17 protein-coding genes are annotated in these 19493 nt (G+C 71.7%); 15 read left to right on the top strand and 2 right to left on the bottom strand.

Going from position 1 to position 19493, the window contains the following annotated elements; genetic code table 11:
• The first annotated feature begins 6 nt into the window (after positions 1–6).
• The 3 genes from J2S58_RS08890 (at position 7) to xylB (ending at position 3170) form a co-directional block, all read left to right on the top strand.
• Positions 7–774: a GAF and ANTAR domain-containing protein gene (locus tag J2S58_RS08890; RefSeq protein ID WP_205255688.1), complete on the top strand. Its 768-nt coding sequence runs from the start codon at positions 7–9 to the stop codon at positions 772–774.
• 114 nt (positions 775–888) lie between these two features.
• Positions 889–1521 (top strand): hypothetical protein, encoded by a 633-nt coding sequence (locus J2S58_RS08885; protein WP_205255689.1) that lies wholly within the window; start codon positions 889–891, stop codon positions 1519–1521.
• A gap of 119 nt (positions 1522–1640) precedes the next feature.
• On the top strand, positions 1641–3170 hold the full coding sequence (gene xylB / locus J2S58_RS08880; protein ID WP_205255690.1) for a xylulokinase: 1530 nt from the start codon (positions 1641–1643) through the stop codon (positions 3168–3170).
• A gap of 332 nt (positions 3171–3502) precedes the next feature.
• Here the strand turns inward: xylB and J2S58_RS08875 are convergent, their stop codons facing one another.
• Both J2S58_RS08875 and J2S58_RS08870 read right to left on the bottom strand, forming a co-directional pair.
• Positions 3503–5776, bottom strand: a complete 2274-nt coding sequence (locus J2S58_RS08875) for a helicase C-terminal domain-containing protein (RefSeq protein ID WP_205255691.1) — start codon at positions 5774–5776, stop codon at positions 3503–3505.
• A 69-nt stretch (positions 5777–5845) separates the two neighbouring features.
• On the bottom strand, positions 5846–7189 hold the full coding sequence (locus J2S58_RS08870; protein WP_205255692.1) for a hypothetical protein: 1344 nt from the start codon (positions 7187–7189) through the stop codon (positions 5846–5848).
• 455 nt (positions 7190–7644) lie between these two features.
• Between J2S58_RS08870 and J2S58_RS08865 the strand changes: the two genes are divergently transcribed.
• The 12 genes from J2S58_RS08865 (at position 7645) to mmsB (ending at position 19450) form a co-directional block, all read left to right on the top strand.
• A complete protein-coding gene (locus tag J2S58_RS08865; protein ID WP_205255693.1) occupies positions 7645–9033 on the top strand; it encodes an ABC transporter substrate-binding protein in 1389 nt (462 codons plus the stop codon).
• Between the two features lie 4 nt (positions 9034–9037).
• Positions 9038–9973, top strand: coding sequence for a carbohydrate ABC transporter permease (locus J2S58_RS08860; protein WP_205255694.1), 936 nt, complete (start codon positions 9038–9040; stop codon positions 9971–9973).
• Positions 9973–10875: a carbohydrate ABC transporter permease gene (locus J2S58_RS08855; RefSeq protein WP_205255695.1), complete on the top strand. Its 903-nt coding sequence runs from the start codon at positions 9973–9975 to the stop codon at positions 10873–10875. Before J2S58_RS08860 ends, J2S58_RS08855 begins: the two co-directional genes overlap by 1 nt.
• 102 nt (positions 10876–10977) lie before the next feature.
• Positions 10978–11154, top strand: coding sequence for a hypothetical protein (locus J2S58_RS08850; protein ID WP_205255696.1), 177 nt, complete (start codon positions 10978–10980; stop codon positions 11152–11154).
• 2 nt (positions 11155–11156) lie between these two features.
• Entirely contained in the window at positions 11157–11717 is a 561-nt protein-coding gene (locus J2S58_RS08845; protein WP_205255697.1) for a nucleotidyltransferase family protein, read from the top strand.
• Positions 11718–11879: 162 nt separating this feature from the next.
• Entirely contained in the window at positions 11880–13316 is a 1437-nt protein-coding gene (locus tag J2S58_RS08840) for a malic enzyme-like NAD(P)-binding protein (RefSeq protein WP_205256049.1), read from the top strand.
• A 28-nt stretch (positions 13317–13344) separates the two neighbouring features.
• Positions 13345–13839, top strand: a complete 495-nt coding sequence (moaC, locus tag J2S58_RS08835; RefSeq protein ID WP_205255698.1) for a cyclic pyranopterin monophosphate synthase MoaC — start codon at positions 13345–13347, stop codon at positions 13837–13839.
• Between the two features lie 73 nt (positions 13840–13912).
• Positions 13913–14398, top strand: a complete 486-nt coding sequence (locus J2S58_RS08830; protein WP_344470062.1) for a MogA/MoaB family molybdenum cofactor biosynthesis protein — start codon at positions 13913–13915, stop codon at positions 14396–14398.
• Entirely contained in the window at positions 14395–14820 is a 426-nt protein-coding gene (locus J2S58_RS08825; RefSeq protein WP_205255700.1) for a molybdenum cofactor biosynthesis protein MoaE, read from the top strand. The genes J2S58_RS08830 and J2S58_RS08825 overlap by 4 nt, the downstream gene beginning before the upstream one ends.
• A 310-nt stretch (positions 14821–15130) precedes the next feature.
• Positions 15131–16387 (top strand): multiple monosaccharide ABC transporter substrate-binding protein, encoded by a 1257-nt coding sequence (gene chvE / locus J2S58_RS08820; RefSeq protein WP_275889275.1) that lies wholly within the window; start codon positions 15131–15133, stop codon positions 16385–16387.
• Between the two features lie 133 nt (positions 16388–16520).
• Entirely contained in the window at positions 16521–18197 is a 1677-nt protein-coding gene (gene mmsA / locus J2S58_RS08815; protein ID WP_205255701.1) for a multiple monosaccharide ABC transporter ATP-binding protein, read from the top strand.
• Positions 18188–19450 carry a multiple monosaccharide ABC transporter permease gene (mmsB, locus tag J2S58_RS08810; protein WP_205255702.1) on the top strand — a complete coding sequence of 421 codons (1263 nt, stop codon included), beginning with the start codon at positions 18188–18190 and terminating at the stop codon, positions 19448–19450. The genes mmsA and mmsB overlap by 10 nt, the downstream gene beginning before the upstream one ends.
• Positions 19451–19493: the final 43 nt, after the last annotated feature.

Genomic DNA, 19493 nt, shown 5'->3' with positions numbered 1-19493 from the left:
ATGCACATGGTGGACAGGCAACGCGGGGAACCGTCGGACGGATCGACCGGCACCTTCGACCGCGACGACGAGCTCGCTGCGGCATTCGCCGGATTTGCCCGGTCCGTCCAGCAGCAGGACGACCCGGACCGAACCCTGGACGAGATCGTCCGTGCGGCGGTCGACCTCATCCCAGGATGCGACGACGGCTCCATCAGCGTGGTGTTCCGTCGGCGCACCGTGTCCTCGCAGGCAGCGTCGGGCGAGCTGCCCGCGGTCATCGACGCCCTCCAGGAATCCACCGGACAGGGCCCGTGCCTGGACGCCGCCTACGCCCACGAGACGGTGCGCGTCCCGGACATGGCCGTGGAAACTCGCTGGCCGGTCTTCGCACCGCTCGCGGCCGAGGCGGGCGCTGCCGGGATGCTGGCCTGCCAGCTCTACGTCGAGGGCGACGATCTCGGTGCGCTCAACCTCTTCAGCCGCACCCCGGGCGGGCTCGACGAGGAGTCCGAGCACATCGCCCTGATGTTCGCCGCCCACGCCGCCATTGCCTACGCCACGGTGCAGCGGCGGGAGGTCGCGGCGCGCACCGTGGCGACCCGCCAACTCGTCGGCCGCGCCGAGGGCATCCTCATGGAGCGCCACCGGGTGACCGCCGAACACGCCTTCCAGATGCTCGTGCGCGTGAGCCAGCATCGCAACGTCAAGCTCCGCGATGTCGCCGACCGTCTGGTGCACAGTGGCCGGCTCGACGACCCCCGCCCGGGGACGACGGGCACCGGTCGGGTCTGACGAACCGTCGGCGGGCCGCAACCGGCGGCTCGACACCGGACGGTTCCAGCCTCTGTCCCGGGAACCCTGTACGGCGGGGTGCGGAGAGTGGGACCGTGGGGTCCCATGTGGTCCATGCCCCCCGGTCAGGAGTCACCCGAAGAGCACGAACGGCGCCGGGAGCAGATGCGGAGGTTCCAGGTCCCGACCAATGAGGTCGGCGCCCAGGTCCCGTTCGATCCGGTGGTGATGAGCTCACCGGACGCGGCTGTCCTGCTGGAGGGGATCACCGTGTTCAGCACGGGGGTGGTCCTGCGCCTCCGGCGGGTACTCCGGGTCATCCCCCCAGGGGCGGATCCCCGAGGTCGGCCCGGCCACCCCGGGGAGCAGCTGATGGTGGGGGTGACCGTGGCCGACGGTCGGACGGCATCTTCGCTCGGCGGGCGCCCACACGGTGGCCTGCCCGGTCCTGACGAGATGGTCCTCCAACCGCAGCAGGGCGGCGGTGGGGGGAGGATCTGGTCGCAGCAGCTGCTGCTCACCCCGGTGCCCCCGGACGGACCGGTGACCCTGGTGGTGGCCGATCCGTCCGCCGGGATCCCGGAGACCACCGTGCAGCTGGACGGCGCCACTCTGCAGGACGCCATCGGACGCATCCAGGTGCTCTGGCCGCGGGAGCCCGACGACGACCACCCTCCGGTACCACCCCGTCGCCCGGATCTGCCGCCCGGCGGCTGGTTCGAACGGAACGCCGGGCCGCCCGGCTGATCCACCCCGGCCCGGTCCCTCCAGTGCGTCCGGTCCCGGCCGCGCCGGGAGCGGACCCGTCGGGCAGGATCACCGTCGCAGCGGCATCGGTGCCGCTCGGGCCCGACGGGAGCGCGCGGATGACCCGCCCACAGCACACCCCCGACCACTGGCTGGGCATCGACCTGGGGACGTCCAGCGTGCGGGCGCTCGTCCTGGGCGCGGACGGCGTGGCCCGCGGGGTGGCGGGTCGCTCGTACCCGATCGACAGTCCCCACCCCGGATGGGCCGAGCAGGATCCGGACCGCTGGTGGGACTGCGCGGCGGCCTGCGTGCGGGAAGCGTTGGAGCACAGCGGTATCCCGTCGTCGGCGGTCGCCGGGGTGGGGGTGACCGGGCAGATGCACGGCCTGATCTGCCTGGACGCCGACGACCGGCCGGTACGCCCGGCCGTCATCTGGCCGGACCTGCGGTGCGGCGCCGAGATCGCCGATCTCACGGCCGCTCTCGGCCGGGACCGCATCCACGCCATCTCCGGGATGTCGCCGGCCACCGGCCAGTTCGGGCCGACCCTGGCCTGGGTCGCCCGCCACGAGCCGGAGCAGTACGCCCGGACCGTCACCGCGATGCTGCCCAAGGACTACCTGCGGCTGCGGCTCACCGACGGCCGGCACACCGACCCGTCGGACGCCTGCGGCACCCTGCTGTTCGACATCACCACGGGCGCATGGTCGCCCGAGATCGTCGCGGCGCTGGGTCTGGACGCGGGCAAGCTCGTCGACGTGGTGCCCAGCGACCGGGTCGTCGGCACGATCACCGCCGCGGCCGCCGCGGCGACCGGGCTGCGCGCGGGGACGCCGGTCGTCGCCGGCGGGGGCGATCAGGCGACCGCGGCGATGGCCCTGGATCTGCTGGCGGCCGGGCAGACATCGGTCGCGGTGAGCAGCGGCGGCACCGTCGTGCAGATCACCGACCGTCCCGACCACGCCCCCGGCGCCGGGCTGCACACGCTGTGCGCCGCGGACGGGCGCTGGATGCTCATGGGGGCCTGCCTGACCGCGGGCCTGGCGTTGCAGTGGTTCGCCGAGACGGTCGGGCTGACAACGGGTTCGGTGACCCTCGACGGGCTGGTCGCCGAGGCCGGCGCGGTGCCGCCCGGTGCGGAGGGGTTGCTGTTCCTGCCCTACCTGGCCGGCGAGCGCACCCCGCACTTGGACGCCGGGGCCCGCGGGACGTTCCTCGGCCTGCAGCGCACCCACACCCGGGCCCACCTGGCCCGGGCCGTGCTGGAGGGGGTCGCGTTCGCCATGCGGGACTGCCTGGAGACGGTCGCCGCGGCCGGGTCACGCCCCCCGGTCGTCGTCGCCTCCGGCGGCGGCACCCGCAACCCGGTCTGGCGGCAGATCCTCGCCGACGTCCTCGGCGTGCCGATGCAGGCCAGCGCGCACGACGAGCACAGCGCCACCGGCGCCGCTCTGCTCGCCGCCCGGGGCATCGGCGGAATCACCCTTCCCGCACCGGATCCGGGTCCCACCGTGCGACCCGACCCGGCGCTGGGCGAGGTGTACGACGCGCGGTACGCGCTGTTCCACCGGGCCTACGCGGCCAACCGGGACCTGATGCACGAGCTCTCCGGTTCCGGTTCCGGTTCCGGCTCCGGCTCCGGCTGAGCGGGCCGGGCCGGGCGGGGGGTCCTGCTTGCTCGAGCTGGGTGCGCTCCCCTCGCGTCCCGACGCGAGGGAAGCACAGGCTGCGAGAGGGGAGCGCCCCTGGCGGTATCCGGCAGGCCGGGTGCCTCGGGCTCGGGAGGACATGCCGCTCCGGGAGGTGCGTTGCTCTCGGGGGGACGCGTTGCTCACGGCCGGCCGTGGGCATCGAGAGTTCCTGTGAGTACCGCGGTGGCGCGTGAGCAACGGGCCCGCGCCACCCACACCCCCGGCCCGGCTGACCCGCACCCTGGCCCGGCCGACCCGCACCCTGGCCCGGCCGCACGCCGGCCCCGCTACCGGCTGCCGCCCGGGTCCTCCGGGTGGTCCCCGGTGTCCGCGTCCCCACCCGCGGCCCGGACGGCGATGATCCGGTGCAGGGCGAAGGTGCGGACGGCGCCGCGGAGCGGGTCGAAGGCGACGACGGAACCGCCGGAGACGGCGATGGGCTGGATCCGGCGGTGGTTGGTGGAGCCCTCGGAGTCGACGTAACCGATCCACACCGCGGAGCGTTCCTCCACCGCCTCCCGGAGCACGGACAGCGCCTCGACCGGGGTCTGCCCTGTCGTCGGTCCGGCGGCGTCGGCTTCCCTCATCCGTTCGACCAGCCCGGCCAGCTGCTCGTCGGTGGGCACGGCGGGTTCGCGCCAGCGGGTGTGGGTGGGCAGCGCGGGCCGGGTGCGGGACGGGCGGGGGCGCAGGTCGACCAGGGCGCCGGTGACGTCCTCGGCCGCCGGCACCAGGCCGTGCTGGCGGAGTTCGGCGAGCAGGTCGGCGGTCGGGGTCAGGGAGACCGCCACCGTCGGGGCCAGCCGTCGGACGACGATGCCGGCCGCGGTGGCCTGGGCGACGGCCTGGTCGAGCAGCGCCGGGTCGTCACTGCGCAGGTACGACTCGGCCGTGCCGACGCGCAGGGTGCCGTGCCGTCGGCCGACGTCGTCGATCAGGTAGGTCAGGGCCTGCGGCACCCCGGTGGCCGAGTGGTCGACGAAGACCGCGTGGATCTCCGCGGTGGTCAGGCCGCTGTCGAGGCCGCGCCGCACACTGCCGGGGGTGACCCGGTAGACCGCGGCGCCGCCGGAGGACTCCAGCTCGGCGACCTGGCCGAGCAGGAACGCGAGTCCGGGTTGCAGCCGCCCGGGGGCGACGACGGTCAGATCGGCCTGGATGAGCACCTGGGCCACCGGGGTCGGCAGGGCCTCCTCCAGCGCCGCCGTCATCGCCTCGGTGTCGCCGGCGAGCAGCAGCCGACCGGCGGTGGACAGGGCACCGAACGCGATGACGCCGAGCGCGGTCGCCTCGAACACCGTGGACTCCAGGACGGCGTCGCGCCGCTCGGCCGGCCGCAGCGGGGATCGCCAGGCCAGCCGCGCGGCCAGCGGGGCGGGGTCCAGGCCGGAGCCGGGGGGCAGGTCGGCCAGGGCGGCCAGCACGAACCGACGCTCGGCGGGGCCGCGGATCCAGGAGAGCTCGGGTGACAGGGCGTTGAGCACCTTGTCCGCGGAGTCCCGCGCGCCCACCCGGGACGGGTCCCGGCGCAGGTCGAGCCAGACCTGGGCGAGCTGCGTCCACCCGGTCTGCACGTCGGCCTCCAGGAAGGCGTCCGCGTCCACCGTGGGCGTCCACGCCGGTCCGGCGGGCAGGGTGCCCCGCTCGGCACGACCGGGCTCGGACGCGGCGACGAGCCCGGCGGCGGCCAGCACCTCCACCCCCAGCGCGGTCAGGTGCTCGTCGACGTCCAGGATCTTGGCCAGTCGGCGGAGCTCGCGGATGCCGATGCCCCCGGACCGCAGGGCCGGCGGCGGGTGGTGGCCGATGGCCTCCAGCAGGCGGTGCAGCAGGTCGGTGAACTGCAGCGACTGCAGGGCGGCGGTCCCGTCGACGGTGGCGACGCCGCGGTCGCGGACGTCGTCGGTGGACGGGGTGACGGCGACCGGGCCGAGCGGGTGCTTGCCGCGCAGGGCCATGCCGACCTCGAGGGGGAGCTCGACCGTGGATCCGTCGATGCGCCGCAGCAGGCGGGCCTCGACCAGCGACTGGATCGGGGCCGACGTGCGGGCGCCGCTCTCGCTCGTCCCTCGGGGGACGCCCCGGTCGAGCCGCTCCAGCAGCCCTCGCAGCTCGGGCCCGAGGTCCTTCAGTGCCCGGGTGGCCTGCGGCACCGTCAGCTCACCGGGGGAGCCGAGACCCGCCGGATAGGGGCCGAGGGCGGCGGCCACCGAGGCGGGGATCTGCAGCTCGGTGTCCCCCCGGAGCAGTGCCGCGGTCTGCAGGCGTTCCATCGCCCTGGCCAGGTCCGCGGCGGGCACCCCCGGTCCGAGCAGCTTGCCGACCCGGTCGGCGGGGACCGGACGGTGGGAGGCGCCGGAGACGCTCAACGCCTGCAGCACCTGGATGTGGAACAGGTCGAGGTTCTCCATCGCCCGCCACACCGACGGCCCGCTGTTGACCCGCCCGGCCAGCACGCTCAGATCGCTCGGCGCCGGCACGATGAGGTCCGGACGGGACCGCAGCAGGGCGATCACGGCCGTGTCGTCGCGATCACGGAGCCAGTCGTGCGTGGAGGGCATCCGGTCCACGGTAGTGATCGACGGCTCCGTGGTGGTGATCGGGCAGGCGGCTGCCGACGGGATCACAGCTCAGTCGGGCAGCCCGGTGATCACCGTGACGGGCGGGGCGACGTCGGCGCGGCCGAGCCGGTCCATCGCGGCGAGGTACTCGTCGGTGGTCCGTTCCGCACTGGCGTGGCTGCCGCCGGGGATGGGCACGATGGTGACGTCCAGGCCGCGCTCCACCCGGGCGGCCCGCAGCGCGATCTCGACCCGGGCCACGTCGACCGTCGCGTCCTGGGCGCGGTTCTCGGGCAGGAAGTACACCATCGCGGTGTCGGCCGAGAGCGCCGACAGCACGTCGGGGGCGTCCATGCGCCGGATGACGCCGTACTGGTCCTTGATCAGGCCCGTGGAGATCCCGGTGTTGCTGATCTTGTCGCGGACAACCTGACGGATCTTGTACCGCAGGTCGTCGCCGTCGACCGCGATGCCCCAGCGGCCGTCGGACGGCCGGGACCACTGCGAACGCTGGGCGAGGACCTCCGCGACCAGTCGGGTCCCCGCCCCGCCGTCGGTGTGCAGCGCCTCGGTGAGTGCGGTCAAGGTGTCGGCGCGGGTGCGGTTGACCGCACGGACGTCGGACACTTCCAGCGGAGTGCAATCCAGGTAGACGGTGCCGACGACCGGCACCGGTGCGGCCTCGGCCGCAGCAGGATCGGTCGACTCGTCCCCCTGGACCGCGCTGCCCGGATCGGTGCGGCCCGGCTCGACGGCGGAGGCGGTCGCCTGCGCGACGCCGGTGAGTTCGGCCAGGCTCGGCGCGTCCGGGCCGTCCCCGGCGTCCGTCCCGTCCGCCCCTGCGGTCACCCGCTCGGCCGTCCGCTCGTCGATGGCCCGTTGCAGCCGTGCGGCCAGGTTCAGCACCACGTCGCCGCCCATGCTGCTGCCGTAGAAGTCGACCCGGGCCGGGCGGACCCGTTCGAGCAGGCTGTCGAACTTGGCCTCGATGTCCCCGTCGACGATGGCGTTGCCGTACACCAGGCTGACCACCTCCGTCCCGGGGGTGAGCAGCTCGGGCAGCAGGGCGCGGGCGATGGAGGTGCCGTCGCGGCGGTTCAGGCCACCGGCCACGACGACCAGCCGGGGACCGGCCGGGGCGGACGACACTCCGACGACGGCGGGATCCGCGGGTCCGTCGTCCGGCTCGGCGGCCACGGTGACGAACTGAGCTCCCTGGGCGGTCCAGATGAGCCGGGCGGTGAGCTGCTGGTCGGCCCGCAGCAGCCCGAAGATCACGGCGACGACACCCAGCACGACGACCAGCGGGTAGGCCCAGGACCGGCGCCCGGCCGCCGCCCGTTCGTGCCGCAGCCGGCGGCGGGCCCGACGCACCGGGACGGAGTCGTACTCACCGGCGGGCGGCGGGGGCATCGGGATCCAGGGGGCGCGGGGTCGTCGATCGGACACGTCCACCCCCCTTTTTCTTTACTTCCAGTTTACCCTTCGCGGGTCGACGGTAGGCCGTCGGGCGACGGGCTGACAGGGGGCGCCCGGGTGTCCACCGGTTCGGGGTGCGCCGACGGACCGGACGGGGGATGCTCGGCGTGGACGTCGACGGATCGACACCGCGTCACCCGGGAGTGCCCCGGACGGACGGTGACCAGCAGTGCCGCCTTACGGCGTTCTCACCTCGTTCGGATGCACCCCGGCCCGCCGAGAAGCACACAGCGGAGGCACTTGACCCCGGGGAGCGGGTGTCGTGGGATCGACGTCCGGGTTTACCGACCCGGTCCCCGGGTCACTCGTCTGGTGCCCCGGCTTTTCGGGGTGAGCACGACCCCGTCCGGGCGCACCCTGCGGCCGGGTACTCGGTGAGGAGCCCGCCCATGACGTTGTCGCGTCGCCATTTCCTGTCCGGATCCCTCGGTTCGGCCGTCCTGCTCGGAGCCGCCGCGGCCTGCGGCAGCGGGGACACCGGGGTCGGCGGTGGCGGGGGAGCGGCCACCACCGGCGCGGCCGGTTCGGCTGCGGCCCCGTCCGCCGCGGTGGGCGGCAAGGTCGGCGGCGGCCCCGTCACCGGCAACATCTCGTTCGCGTTCTGGGGTGGCAGCGTCGCCGAGCAGACCGGCTTCGAATACGCCAAGAAGATCTTCGAGACGGAGAACCCCGGCGCCACCGTCGAGCTGAAGACCTCGCCCTACGACGGCTTCTACTCCGGGGTCGACCGCAGCATCCAGGCCGGCGACGCCCCCGACGTCTTCCGGGTGGACTACACGACCTTCGGTCGGTACGCGTCCCGGAACGTCCTGCTGGACCTGAACCCGTACTACGACCAGAGCGAGATCGACGCGTTCATCCCGTCGTTCTGGCAGGCGATCAGCTACAACGGCGGGGCCTACGGCGTCCCGCACCAGACCGACACCTCGGCGATCATCTACGACGTCGCCGCCCTGGAGAAGGCCGGCGTGTCCAGCGTCCCCACCACCCTGGAGACGGCGTGGACCTGGGACGAGTTCGCGGACGTCATGGGCAAGCTGCGGTCCTCGTTGCCGGACAACCAGTTCCCGTTCGCCTACAACTGGACGCAGGCCGGCGCGTACCGCTGGCTGTCCTTCCTCTACCAGGCGGGTGGGTCGCTGCTCACCCCCGACCTCGCCGCCGCCGCCATCCCCAGCGACGCCGGCACCAAGGCGCTGGACTTCACCAAGTCGTTCTTCACCGAGAAGTGGGTGCCGGACACCAACACCATCCAGGGCACCCGGTACAGCGACGACTTCTTCCTCAAGCAGACCACCGTGATGTCCTCCATCGGCGACTTCTCCATCCCGGCCGTCGCCGACCCGGCGCAGGGCTTCAAGGGGGAGTGGGGTGCGACCTTCCTGCCCCGCGACGCCGGTGCGGCCAGCGACCTGGGCGGCAACGCCATCGCCGTCTACAACAAGACCGAGCAGGCCGACACCGCGGCGGCCTTCGCCAAGCTGATGGGTCGCGAGGACGTCATGAAGTACTTCTGCGCGCAGTCCATGGAGCTGCCCACGCTGAGCAGCCTGGCCGCGGGCGGCATCGACTTCGTCTACGTGCCGGAGCTGATGTCGGTGTTCACCCAGCAGGCGACGACGGTCTCGCAGTCCGTCGTCGACGCCACCGTCACGCCGGCGTTCAACGACATCAACACCACCCTGCAGGCGCAGCTGGAGACGGCGTTCAAGGGCGGGGACACCGCGTCGGCGCTGGAGCAGATGGCCGCCGGGGTCAACAGCGCGCTCGGCGCCTGACCCCGTGACGCTGATCGACCGCCCGACCTCGGCGGTCCCGCCGCCGGCGCCGGCGAGGCAGAACCGCCGGTCCGGGGAGCAGGGCCGGGCCGCGGCCTGGTTCATGGCCCCGAACCTGCTGCTCATCGTGGTCTTCCTGCTCGTGCCGCTGGGTCTGGCCTTCTGGATCGCCACCCAGCGGTACGAGTCGCTGGGCGACCCGGTCAACATCGGCATGTCCAACTTCGTCGGGTTGACCACGGACCCGGTGTTCTGGGAGTCGCTGCGCAACACCGTGGTGTTCACCGTGGCCACGGTGCCGACGGGCATGGCCCTCGGGCTCGGGATCGCCATCCTGCTGAACTCGGTGATGCCGGCCCGGGCGTTCTTCCGCTCGGTGATCTTCCTGCCGCTGGTCATCTCCGGGGTGTCCGTCGGCATGCTCGGCGCCTGGATCTTTGACCAGTACGACGGTTTCGTGAACAACGTGCTCGCCGCGTTCGGGGTGAGCGGTCCGTCGTGGCAGTCGAACCCGGGCTGGGCGATGACCGCGGTCGTGCTGGTCACGCTGTGGATCCGGGTCGGCTTCGACATGATCATCTATCTGGCCGGTCTGCAGGCCATCGACCCGCAGCTCTACGAGGCGGCCCAGCTCGACGGGGCCGGCGCGTGGAAGCGGTTCACCGCCATCACCTGGCCGATGCTGCGCTCGTCCACGTTCTTCCTGGTCGTGATGAACCTGATCTACTCGTTCCAGGTGTTCGACACCGTCTTCGCGATGACCAGCGGCGGACCGAACAACGCGACGACCATGATCGTGACCTACGCCTACAAGGTCGGTTTCGACGAGCACGGACCCGGCCAGCTCGGCTATGCCGCCGCCGTCGGGGTCGTCATCTTCGCGATCACCATGGTGTTCACCCTGGTGCTGTGGCGCCGCAACTCCGCCGCGGAGGACTGATGACCGCCTCGTCCGTCTCGCTACCGGCCGCCGCGGCGGCGGCTCCCGTTCCCGAGGCCACCCATCGCCCGCGGGGATCGACCCACGGGACGTTCTGGTGGATCCGGCTGGTGCTGGCCGTCGTCATCAGTGCGGTGATGCTGTTCCCGTTCTACTGGATGCTGCAGACCGCGTTCTCCACCCGGGACGCGCTCTACGCGCCCGGGCTGCACCTGTTCCCGACGGAACTGACGCTGGAGAACTTCTCCGAGCCGTTCCGCCGGTATCCGGTCGGCACCTGGTTCCGCAATTCGCTGATGATCGCGGTGGTGACGACGGCGATCACCGTCGTGGTCAACCTGCTCGCCGGGTTCGCCTTCGCGAAACTGCGCTTCCGCGGGCGCTCGGCGCTGTTCCTGGTCCTGCTGTCCACGATGATGATCCCCGTCCAGGCGATCATGGTTCCGCAGTTCCGGTTGATCGCGCAGGCCGGTCTGTACGGCAACGTGTGGGCGGTCATCCTGCCCACCGCGGCCGCGGCGTTCGGGATATTCCTGGCCCGGCAGTTCTTCCTGGCCATCCCGGACGAGCTGCTCGAGGCGGCCCGGGTGGACGGGGCCGGCCGCTGGCGCACGTTCGTCTCCATCGTTCTGCCATTGAGCAAGCCGCTGATCGCCACGCTGATCCTGCTGTCGTTCATGAACGTCTGGAACGACTTCGCGTGGCCGCTCATCGTGTTCTTCGGCAACGAGCAGTCGTTCACCCTGCCCATCGGTCTGGTCACCGACTTCCGCGGCCAGTACTCGGCGAACTACGGCGCGATCATGGCGCTGTCGCTGGTGATGGTGGCGCCGATGGTCATCCTGTTCGTGCTGTTCCAGCGGTACTTCGTGCAGGGCCTGGCCCGCACCGGGATCCGCTGATCCGGGCCCGGGCGGGGGCGGCTTCCCGCCGCCGCCCGGGCGGGGGAGACTGGCGGGGACCGTGTCCCCGGGCCGTCGCCCGGGGTGAGACAGGAGGACCGGATGGCCGGCAAGAAGAAGACCAAGGGCGTCGACCCCACGTGGCCCGAGAAGGAACACCCGGTCAACGAGCTGATCAGCGACATCCAGGGCGCGCACTCGCCGTTCGGTGACCTGGAGTTCCCGCTCAAGCCCGAGGACCTCCCCTACGAGCACCCCACCACGGTCATCAACCGCTGACCGTGTCCGCTCCGGTGGCCGGCCTGCTGCTGGCCGCCGGATCGGGGCGGCGGTTCGGGGGGCCCAAGGCGCTGGCTCGGGACGGCGCCGACGGCGAGCCCTGGGTCCTGCGGGCGCTGCGCAGCCTGGCCGGCTGCGACGAGGTGCTGGTCGTGCTGGGTGCGGCGGCCGTGCAGGTCCGGGCGGTGCTGCCCGCCGGGGTGCGCTCGGTGGTCAATCCCGATCACGCCTCCGGCATGGGCGGCAGTCTGCGCGTCGGCCTGGCGGCACTCGGCTCCGAGGTGCAGGCCGCGCTGGTCCAACTCGTCGATCTGCCCGACGTCACCGCGGCAGTGGTCGACCGGGTGCTCGCCCAGGGTGGGGCGGGTCCGGCCGTGCTGGTCCGGGCCGCCTACCGGGGCACCCCCGGCCATCCCGTCCTGCTGGGCCGGGACCACTGGGCCGGGGTGGTCGAGCTGGCCACCGGTGATCGCGGCGCCGGCCCGTACCTGGCGCGGCATCCCGCCCGACTCGTCGAGTGCGGCGACCTGGCCGGCGGGGCGGACGTCGACCGCCCGGGCTGACCGTGGTGTCTGCGGGGTCGTGCAGTGTTCTGCGGGGTTGTGTGGCGTTCCCCGTCACAGCACGCGTTCTCTATGACCACATCCCCCGCGGGCATCGGCGATCTCGATACAGTTCCTGCGCGGTACGCACAGCTGCGTGCCCGGGAACAGGGAGTGATTGCCATGGCGGTGCCGGGTCCGGGTTACTCGATCACGATGCGCGTGGCCGCACCGCCGTCCGCCTCCGCCGCCGGCGATCTCACCACCGCGGTCGGTCAGGCCGGCGGGGTGATCACCGCGTTCGACGTCGTCGAGTCCGCGGCGGGCCTGATGGTCGTCGACCTCTCGGCCAACGCGCTGTCGGAGTCGCACGCCGAGGCCATCACCGCGGCGGTCAACGCGATGCCCGGCGTCACCGTCCGCAAGGTGTCCGATCGGACGTTCCTGGTCCACCTGGGCGGCAAGATCGAGGTGACCAGCAAGGTCCCGCTGCGCAACCGCGACGACCTCTCCCGTGCGTACACCCCGGGTGTGGCGCGGGTCTGCCAGGCCATCGCCGAGAACCCCGAGGACGCCCGCCGCCTCACCATCAAGCGCAACACCGTCGCCGTGGTCACCGACGGCAGTGCAGTGTTGGGTCTGGGCAACATCGGCCCCGCCGCCGCCCTGCCCGTCATGGAGGGCAAGGCCGCGCTGTTCAAGAAGTTCGCCGGCGTCGACGCCTGGCCGGTGTGCCTGGACACCCAGGACACCGAGGAGATCATCCGCACCGTCCAGCTGCTGGCCCCGGTCTACGGCGGCATCAACCTCGAGGACATCGCCGCCCCGCGCTGCTTCGAGATCGAGCGCCGGCTGCGCGAGCTGCTGGACATCCCCGTGTTCCACGACGACCAGCACGGCACGGCCATCGTAGTGGTCGCCGCCCTGCGCAACGCGCTGCGCGTGGTCGGCAAGGACATCACCGACTGCCGGATCGTCGTCTCCGGGGTGGGTGCCGCCGGCAACGCGATCATCAACCTGCTGCTGCTGCAGCAGCCCGGCGAGATCGTCGCCTGCGACATCGCCGGCGTGGTGTACGACGGCCGCCCCGGCATGGATCCGAACCTCGCGGCGGTGGCCGCCCGCACCAACCGGGCCGGCCTGCAGGGCACCGTGCACGACGCCATCGTGGGGGCCGACGTGTTCATCGGGGTGTCCGCGCCGAACGTGATCAACGGTGCCGACGTCGCGGCGATGGCCAAGGGGGCCGTGGTGTTCGCGCTGGCCAACCCGGACCCGGAGATCGATCCGCTGGAGGCCCAGCAGTACGCCGCGGTCGTGGCCACCGGGCGGTCGGACTTCCCGAACCAGATCAACAACGTGCTCGCCTTCCCGGGCGTCTTCCGTGGGCTGCTGGACGCGCAGGCCCGGCACATCACCGACGAGATGCTGGTCGCCGCGGCGCACGCCATCTCCGACGTGGTCGCGCCCGACCAGCTGAACGCGTCCTACATCGTGCCCAGCGTGTTCGACGAGAAGGTCGCCACCGCGGTGGCCCGCGCCATCGTGCAGGCCTCCGGCATGGGGCGCACCGGTGGTGGGGCGAAGGAGTCCGCGGCGCTGTCCTCGGCGGTGAGCTGACGCGGGTCCGCAGGGGGAGGATGGGTCCATGCCCGACGCCCCCAGCCCGGCCCTGACCCATGTCGACGCCGCCGGCGCCGCCCGCATGGTCGACGTCACCGACAAGGCGGTCTCCGCGCGGACGGCCGTGGCCACCGCCGTGGTGCGGACGACCGCCGAGGTGATCGACCTGCTGCTGCGGGACGGTCTGCCCAAGGGGGACGCGCTGGCCACCGCCCGCATCGCCGGGATCATGGCGGCCAAGCGCACCCCCGACCTGATCCCGCTGTGCCACCCCATCGCCCTGTCCGGGGTGACCGTCGACCTGCGGGCCGCGGGGAGCGAGATCGCCATCTCGGCCCGGGTGCGCACCACCGACCGCACCGGCGTGGAGATGGAGGCGCTCACCGCCGCCGCCGTCGCCGGCCTGACCCTGCACGACATGATCAAGGCCGTGGACCCGGCCGCGGTGATGGACGGGTTGCGCGTGGAGACCAAGGACGGCGGCAAGACCGGGTCCTGGGTCCGACCGGAGGGACGCTGACATGCAGGGCACCGACGCACACGGATCCGACACCACCGCCCCGGCCCCCGTCGGCTCCGGTCGCACCGCCGTGGTGGTGATCGCGTCGACGCGTGCTGCCACCGGTGTGTACCCGGACCGGACGGGCCCGGTCATCCGGGACTGGCTCGCCGCCCGCGGGTTCACGGTCGCCGAGCCGCAGGTGGTCGCCGACGGCCCGGCCGTCGGTGCGGCACTGCGCACCGCCGTCGATCCCGCCCTCGGTGCCGCGCTCGTCCTCACCTCCGGCGGTACCGGGCTGTCCCCGACGGACACCACCCCGCAGGCCACCGGCGAGCTGCTCGACGTCGAGATCCCCGGTCTGGCCGACGCGATCCGGCGGTCCGGCGGCGACGCCGTGCCCACCTCCGTGCTGTCCCGCGGTCTGGCCGGGATCGCCGGGCGCACGTTGGTGGTCAACCTGCCCGGTTCCACCGGGGGCGTCCGCGACGGGCTGGCCGTGCTGGACCGGGTGCTCGGGCACGCGCTGGATCAGATCGGCGGCGGCGGGGACCACCGCCCCGGCGGGGGCGTGGCATGAGCGGCACGGTGGCGTTGACCGGGGTCGGCGAAGCCGTGCTCGATCTGGCCGCGCACATCGCGGCGGTGGACGGACCGCAGGCCGGGGCGGTGGTCTCGTTCAGCGGCGTCGTGCGGGACCACGACGGTGGTCGCGGCGTCACCGAACTGGAGTACCAGGCCCACCCCGGTGCCGCGGCGGTGGTGGCCGAGGTCGCCGCCGACATCGCGGCCCGCGAGGGCGTGCTGGCCGTCGCGGTGTCCCACCGGGTGGGTCTGCTGGGGATCGGGGAGGTCGCCCTGGCCGCGGCGGTCGCCGCCGCCCACCGGGGGGAGGCGTTCAGCGCCTGCCAGGAGCTCGTCGACGAGGTGAAGCGCCGCCTGCCGGTCTGGAAGCGGCAGGTGTTCACCGACGGCACCGAGGAATGGGTGGGCTCCACCTGACGGTCGGGTGTCGGAGGTCCGCCTGTGACCGACACTGCCGGAGAGTGAGCGGATCCGGCCCAGCACACCTTTGTTGCGTGACCGTTACGTCCGATGTCCCCCTGTCCTCCTTGACACCCTTCCCTCCGACGTTAACCTTCACATGCGCCCACACCCGCCGTCGTTCTCTGTTCGTTTCGGCGGCTGTCCCCCTCCGGTCCGGCCCCCTCCCGAGCATCTGCCCGGTGTCGTGGGCCCGGTCCGGTTACCGGTCGGTGGGGCGCGAACAGGAGACACCGCACAGTGTCTCGGTCTCGAGGAGGAGCCAGGAATGACCATGAAGAGAGTGCTTGCTGCCGCGCTGGGGGTGGGCATGGTCATCTCGATGGCTGCCTGCTCCGCCAGCCGCACCACGGCCGCCGGAACCACCACCGCCGCCGCCACGTCGGCCGCGGCGTCCAGTCCTGCGTCGTCGGCCGCCGCGTCCAGCTCGGGTGCGTCGTCGTCGGCCGCCACCTCCGGCAGCACCGGCGGATCGGCCACCTCGTCCGCCGCGACCGCGCTGCCCCAGGGCAACGGTGAGCTGATCGGCGTCACCATGCCGACCAAGCAGTCCGAGCGGTGGGTGGACGACGGCAACAACGTCAAGTCCCAGCTCGAGGCGGCCGGGTACCAGGTCGATCTCCAGTACGCCGAGAACGACATCCCGACCCAGGTCAACCAGATCGAGAACCAGATCACCAACGGCGCCAAGCTGCTGATCATCGCCTCGATCGACGGCACCGCGCTGACCAGCCAGCTGCAGCAGGCGGCCGACGCCGGCATCAAGGTCATCTCCTACGACCGGCTCATCCGCAACAGCCCGAACGTCGACTACTACGCGACGTTCGACAACTTCCAGGTCGGCGTCGACCAGGCCACCTCCCTGCTGGTGGGCCTGGGTCTGCTGAACCAGGACGGCAGCAAGGGCACCGCCACCGGGCCGTTCAACATCGAGCTGTTCGCCGGTTCGCCGGACGACAACAACGCCACCTTCTTCTTCAACGGTGCGATGGAGACCCTGAAGCCCTACCTGGACGCAGGCACCCTCGTGGTCAAGAGCGGGCAGACCGACTTCAACACCGTCGCCATCCTCCGCTGGGAGCCCGCCACCGCGCAGGCCCGCATGGAGAACCTGCTGACCAGCACCTACGCCGACGGCACCCGCGTGGACGGGGTGCTGTCCCCGTACGACGGCCTGTCCATCGGCATCCTGGGCGCCCTGAAGAGCAACGGCTACGGCACCTCGGGCCAGGCCTACCCGATCGTCACCGGGCAGGACGCCGAGGTCGCCTCGGTCAAGTCGATCATCGCCGGTGAGCAGTACGCCACCATCTTCAAGGACACCCGCGACCTGGCCGCCGCCGCCGTCAACATGGCCGCGAACATCCTGGCCGGCAGCGAGCCCGCCGTGAATGACACCACCACGTACGACAACGGCAACAAGGTCGTCCCGACCCAGCTGCTGAACCCGGTCACGGTCTACAAGGACAACTACGCGCAGGTCCTCGTGGATTCCGGCTACTACACCGCGGACGAGCTCAAGTAACTCCGCTGATCCGACGGCGTCCCGCCGGCGACCCCTCACCGGGCGCCGGTGGGGCGCCGTTGCTCCTTCACCGGCCCGGTCCGGTGGCCACCACCACGACCGGGCACGAGCCCATCCACAGACAGGACGGTCGATGGCCGACACCATCCTCGAAATGCGCGGCATCACCAAGGAATTCCCGGGCGTCAAGGCCCTGCAGGACGTCAACCTGGCCGTCGAGCGGCAGGAGATCCACGCGATCTGCGGCGAGAACGGCGCCGGCAAGTCGACCCTGATGAAGGTGCTCTCCGGGGTGTACGGGCACGGCTCCTACGACGGCGACATCGTCTTCGACGGGCAGGTCTGCAAGTTCTCCACCGTCCGCGACAGCGAGGCCCGGGGGATCGTGATCATCCACCAGGAGCTGGCGCTGTCGCCGTACCTCTCCATCGCGGAGAACATCTTCCTGGGCAACGAGCGCTCCCGCCGCGGGGTCATCGACTGGAACCAGACCAACGCCGACGCCGCCGATCTGCTCGAGCGCGTCGGGCTGCACGAGAACCCGACCACCCGGGTGATGGACATCGGCGTGGGCAAGCAGCAGCTGGTGGAGATCGCCAAGGCCCTGTCCAAGCAGGTCAAGCTGCTCATCCTGGACGAGCCGACCGCCGCGCTGAACGACGTCGACTCCGCCCACCTGCTGGGCCTGCTGCGCGGCCTGCGCAACGAGGGCATCACCTGCATCGTCATCTCGCACAAGCTCAACGAGATCAAGGCGGTGGCCGACGCCACGACGATCATCCGCGACGGCCGCTCCATCGAGACCATGCGCATGGCCGACGGTGTCACCGAGGACCGGATCATCAAGGCCATGGTCGGGCGCGATCTCGACCAGCGCTTCCCCGACCACGTCTCGAACGTCGGCGATGAGCTGTTCCGCATCCAGGACTGGACGGTGCACCACCCGCAGCACAAGGACCGCCTGGTGGTCGACAAGGCCAACCTCACCATCCGCCGCGGCGAGATCGTCGGGCTGGCCGGCCTGATGGGCGCGGGCCGCACCGAGCTGGCGATGAGCGTGTTCGGCCGTTCCTACGGCTCCGGCATCTCCGGTCAGCTGTTCAAGGACGGCAAGGAGATCCGCCCGAGGACGGTGCGCGAGGCCATCGACCACGGTCTGGCCTACGCCACCGAGGACCGCAAGGTCTACGGGCTCAACCTCATCGAGGACATCAAGCGGAACATCTCGGCGGCCTCCCTGGACAAGCTGGCCACCCGCGGCTGGGTCGACGACGGCCAGGAGTTCCAGGTCGCCAACGAGTTCCGCGACAGCATGAACATCAAGGCGCCCTCGGTGCTGTCCGTCGTCGGCAAGCTGTCCGGCGGCAACCAGCAGAAGGTCGTGCTGTCCAAGTGGATCTACTCCGACCCGGACGTGCTCATCCTGGACGAGCCGACCCGCGGTATCGACGTCGGCGCGAAGTACGAGATCTACACGATCATCAACCAGCTGGCCGACGCCGGTAAGGGCGTCCTGGTCATCTCCTCGGAGCTGCCCGAGCTGCTCGGCCTGTGCGACCGCATCTACACCCTGTCCGCGGGTCGCATCACCGGTCAGGTGGACCGCGCGCAGGCCTCGCAGGAGGTGCTGATGCAGTTCATGACCCGCGACCAGGCGCCCCTCACCGACGTCCCGGCCGAGGCGCTCACCGCCGACGAGGACCCGCTGGCCGGCGGACACCTCGACGACGCCCGGACCGGCAGCACGCAGAACGACAGCGCCGCCCCCCTGAACACCACCAGCAAGGAGAACGGACCGTCATGGCAGTGAACGCGGGCATCACCAAGAACCCGGCGCCGCAGATCCCCAGCGGCCCGGGCGGGTCGTTCCTGACCACCGCACGGCGCAGCCTGGGGCAGAGCGGCATCTTCATCGCGTTCATCGTCATCCTGCTGCTCTTCGGGATCCTCACCGACGGCACGATCCTGGTGCCGCAGAACATCTCGAACCTCATCGTGCAGAACGCGCACATCCTGATCCTGGCCATCGGCATGGTCATCGTGATCATCGCCGGGCACATCGACCTCTCGGTCGGGTCCATCGTCGGGTTCGCCGGGGCCATGGCCGGGGTGTTCATCGTCCGGATGGGCATGCCGATCTGGGCCGGCGTCGTCCTGGTGCTGCTCATCGGCGGTCTGGTCGGGGCGTGGCAGGGCTTCTGGGTCGCCTACTTCGGGGTGCCGGCGTTCATCGTCACCCTGGCCGGGATGTTGATCTTCCGCGGTGCCACGTTGCTGGCCCTGGGCGGTCTGCAGATCTCGCCGTTCCCGGACAGCTTCCGGAACTTCTTCTCCTCCGGCTTCATCGACGGGGTGGGCGGCTACATCGACCTGCCGAACATCCCCGGGCTGGGCGGCGGTTCCGCCGACGTGTTCACCCTGGTGCTCGGTCTGGTGGCGGTCGCCGCGCTGCTGTTCACCCAGATCAAGGCCCGGCGGAATCGGGCGAAGTTCAACCAGGGCGTGAGTTCCACCGGTGCGTTCACCGCCCGCATGGTGATCAGCGGCCTGGCCATCATGTACTTCGCGGTCAAGCTGTCCCTGTTCAAGGGCCTGCCCTACATCCTGATCATCCTGGCCGTGCTGGTGCTCGTGTACTCGGCGCTGATGACCCGTTCGGTCATCGGCCGCCACGTCTACGCCATCGGCGGCAACCTGCATGCGGCCGAGCTGTCCGGCATCAAGGCCAAGCAGGTCACCTTCCTGGTCTTCGTGAACATGGGCGTGCTGGCCGCCCTGGCCGGTGTGGTCTTCGCGGCCCGGCTGAACCTGGCCAACCCGACGAACGGCAACGCCTTCGAGCTCGACGCCATCGCCGCGGCCTTCATCGGCGGCGCCGCGGTGACCGGTGGTGTCGGCCGCGTCATCGGGGCCATCGTCGGTGGTCTCACCGTCGGCGTGCTCAACAACGGGATGTCCATCCTGGGCGTGGACATCGCGTACCAGCAGGTCATCAAGGGCGCGGTGCTGCTGGCCGCGGTCGCCTTCGACGTGTACTCCAAGCGGCGGGCCGGCGCCAGATAGCTGCGCCCACCCGACAGGACGAAGCCGCCCGGTCCCCCCTCGT

It is taken from the genome of Nakamurella flavida (genome assembly GCF_030811475.1).
Lineage (GTDB): Bacteria > Actinomycetota > Actinomycetes > Mycobacteriales > Nakamurellaceae > Nakamurella > Nakamurella flavida.
Note: the sequence above shows the minus strand (reverse complement) of the source record. Positions and strands in the feature narration are given on the sequence as shown.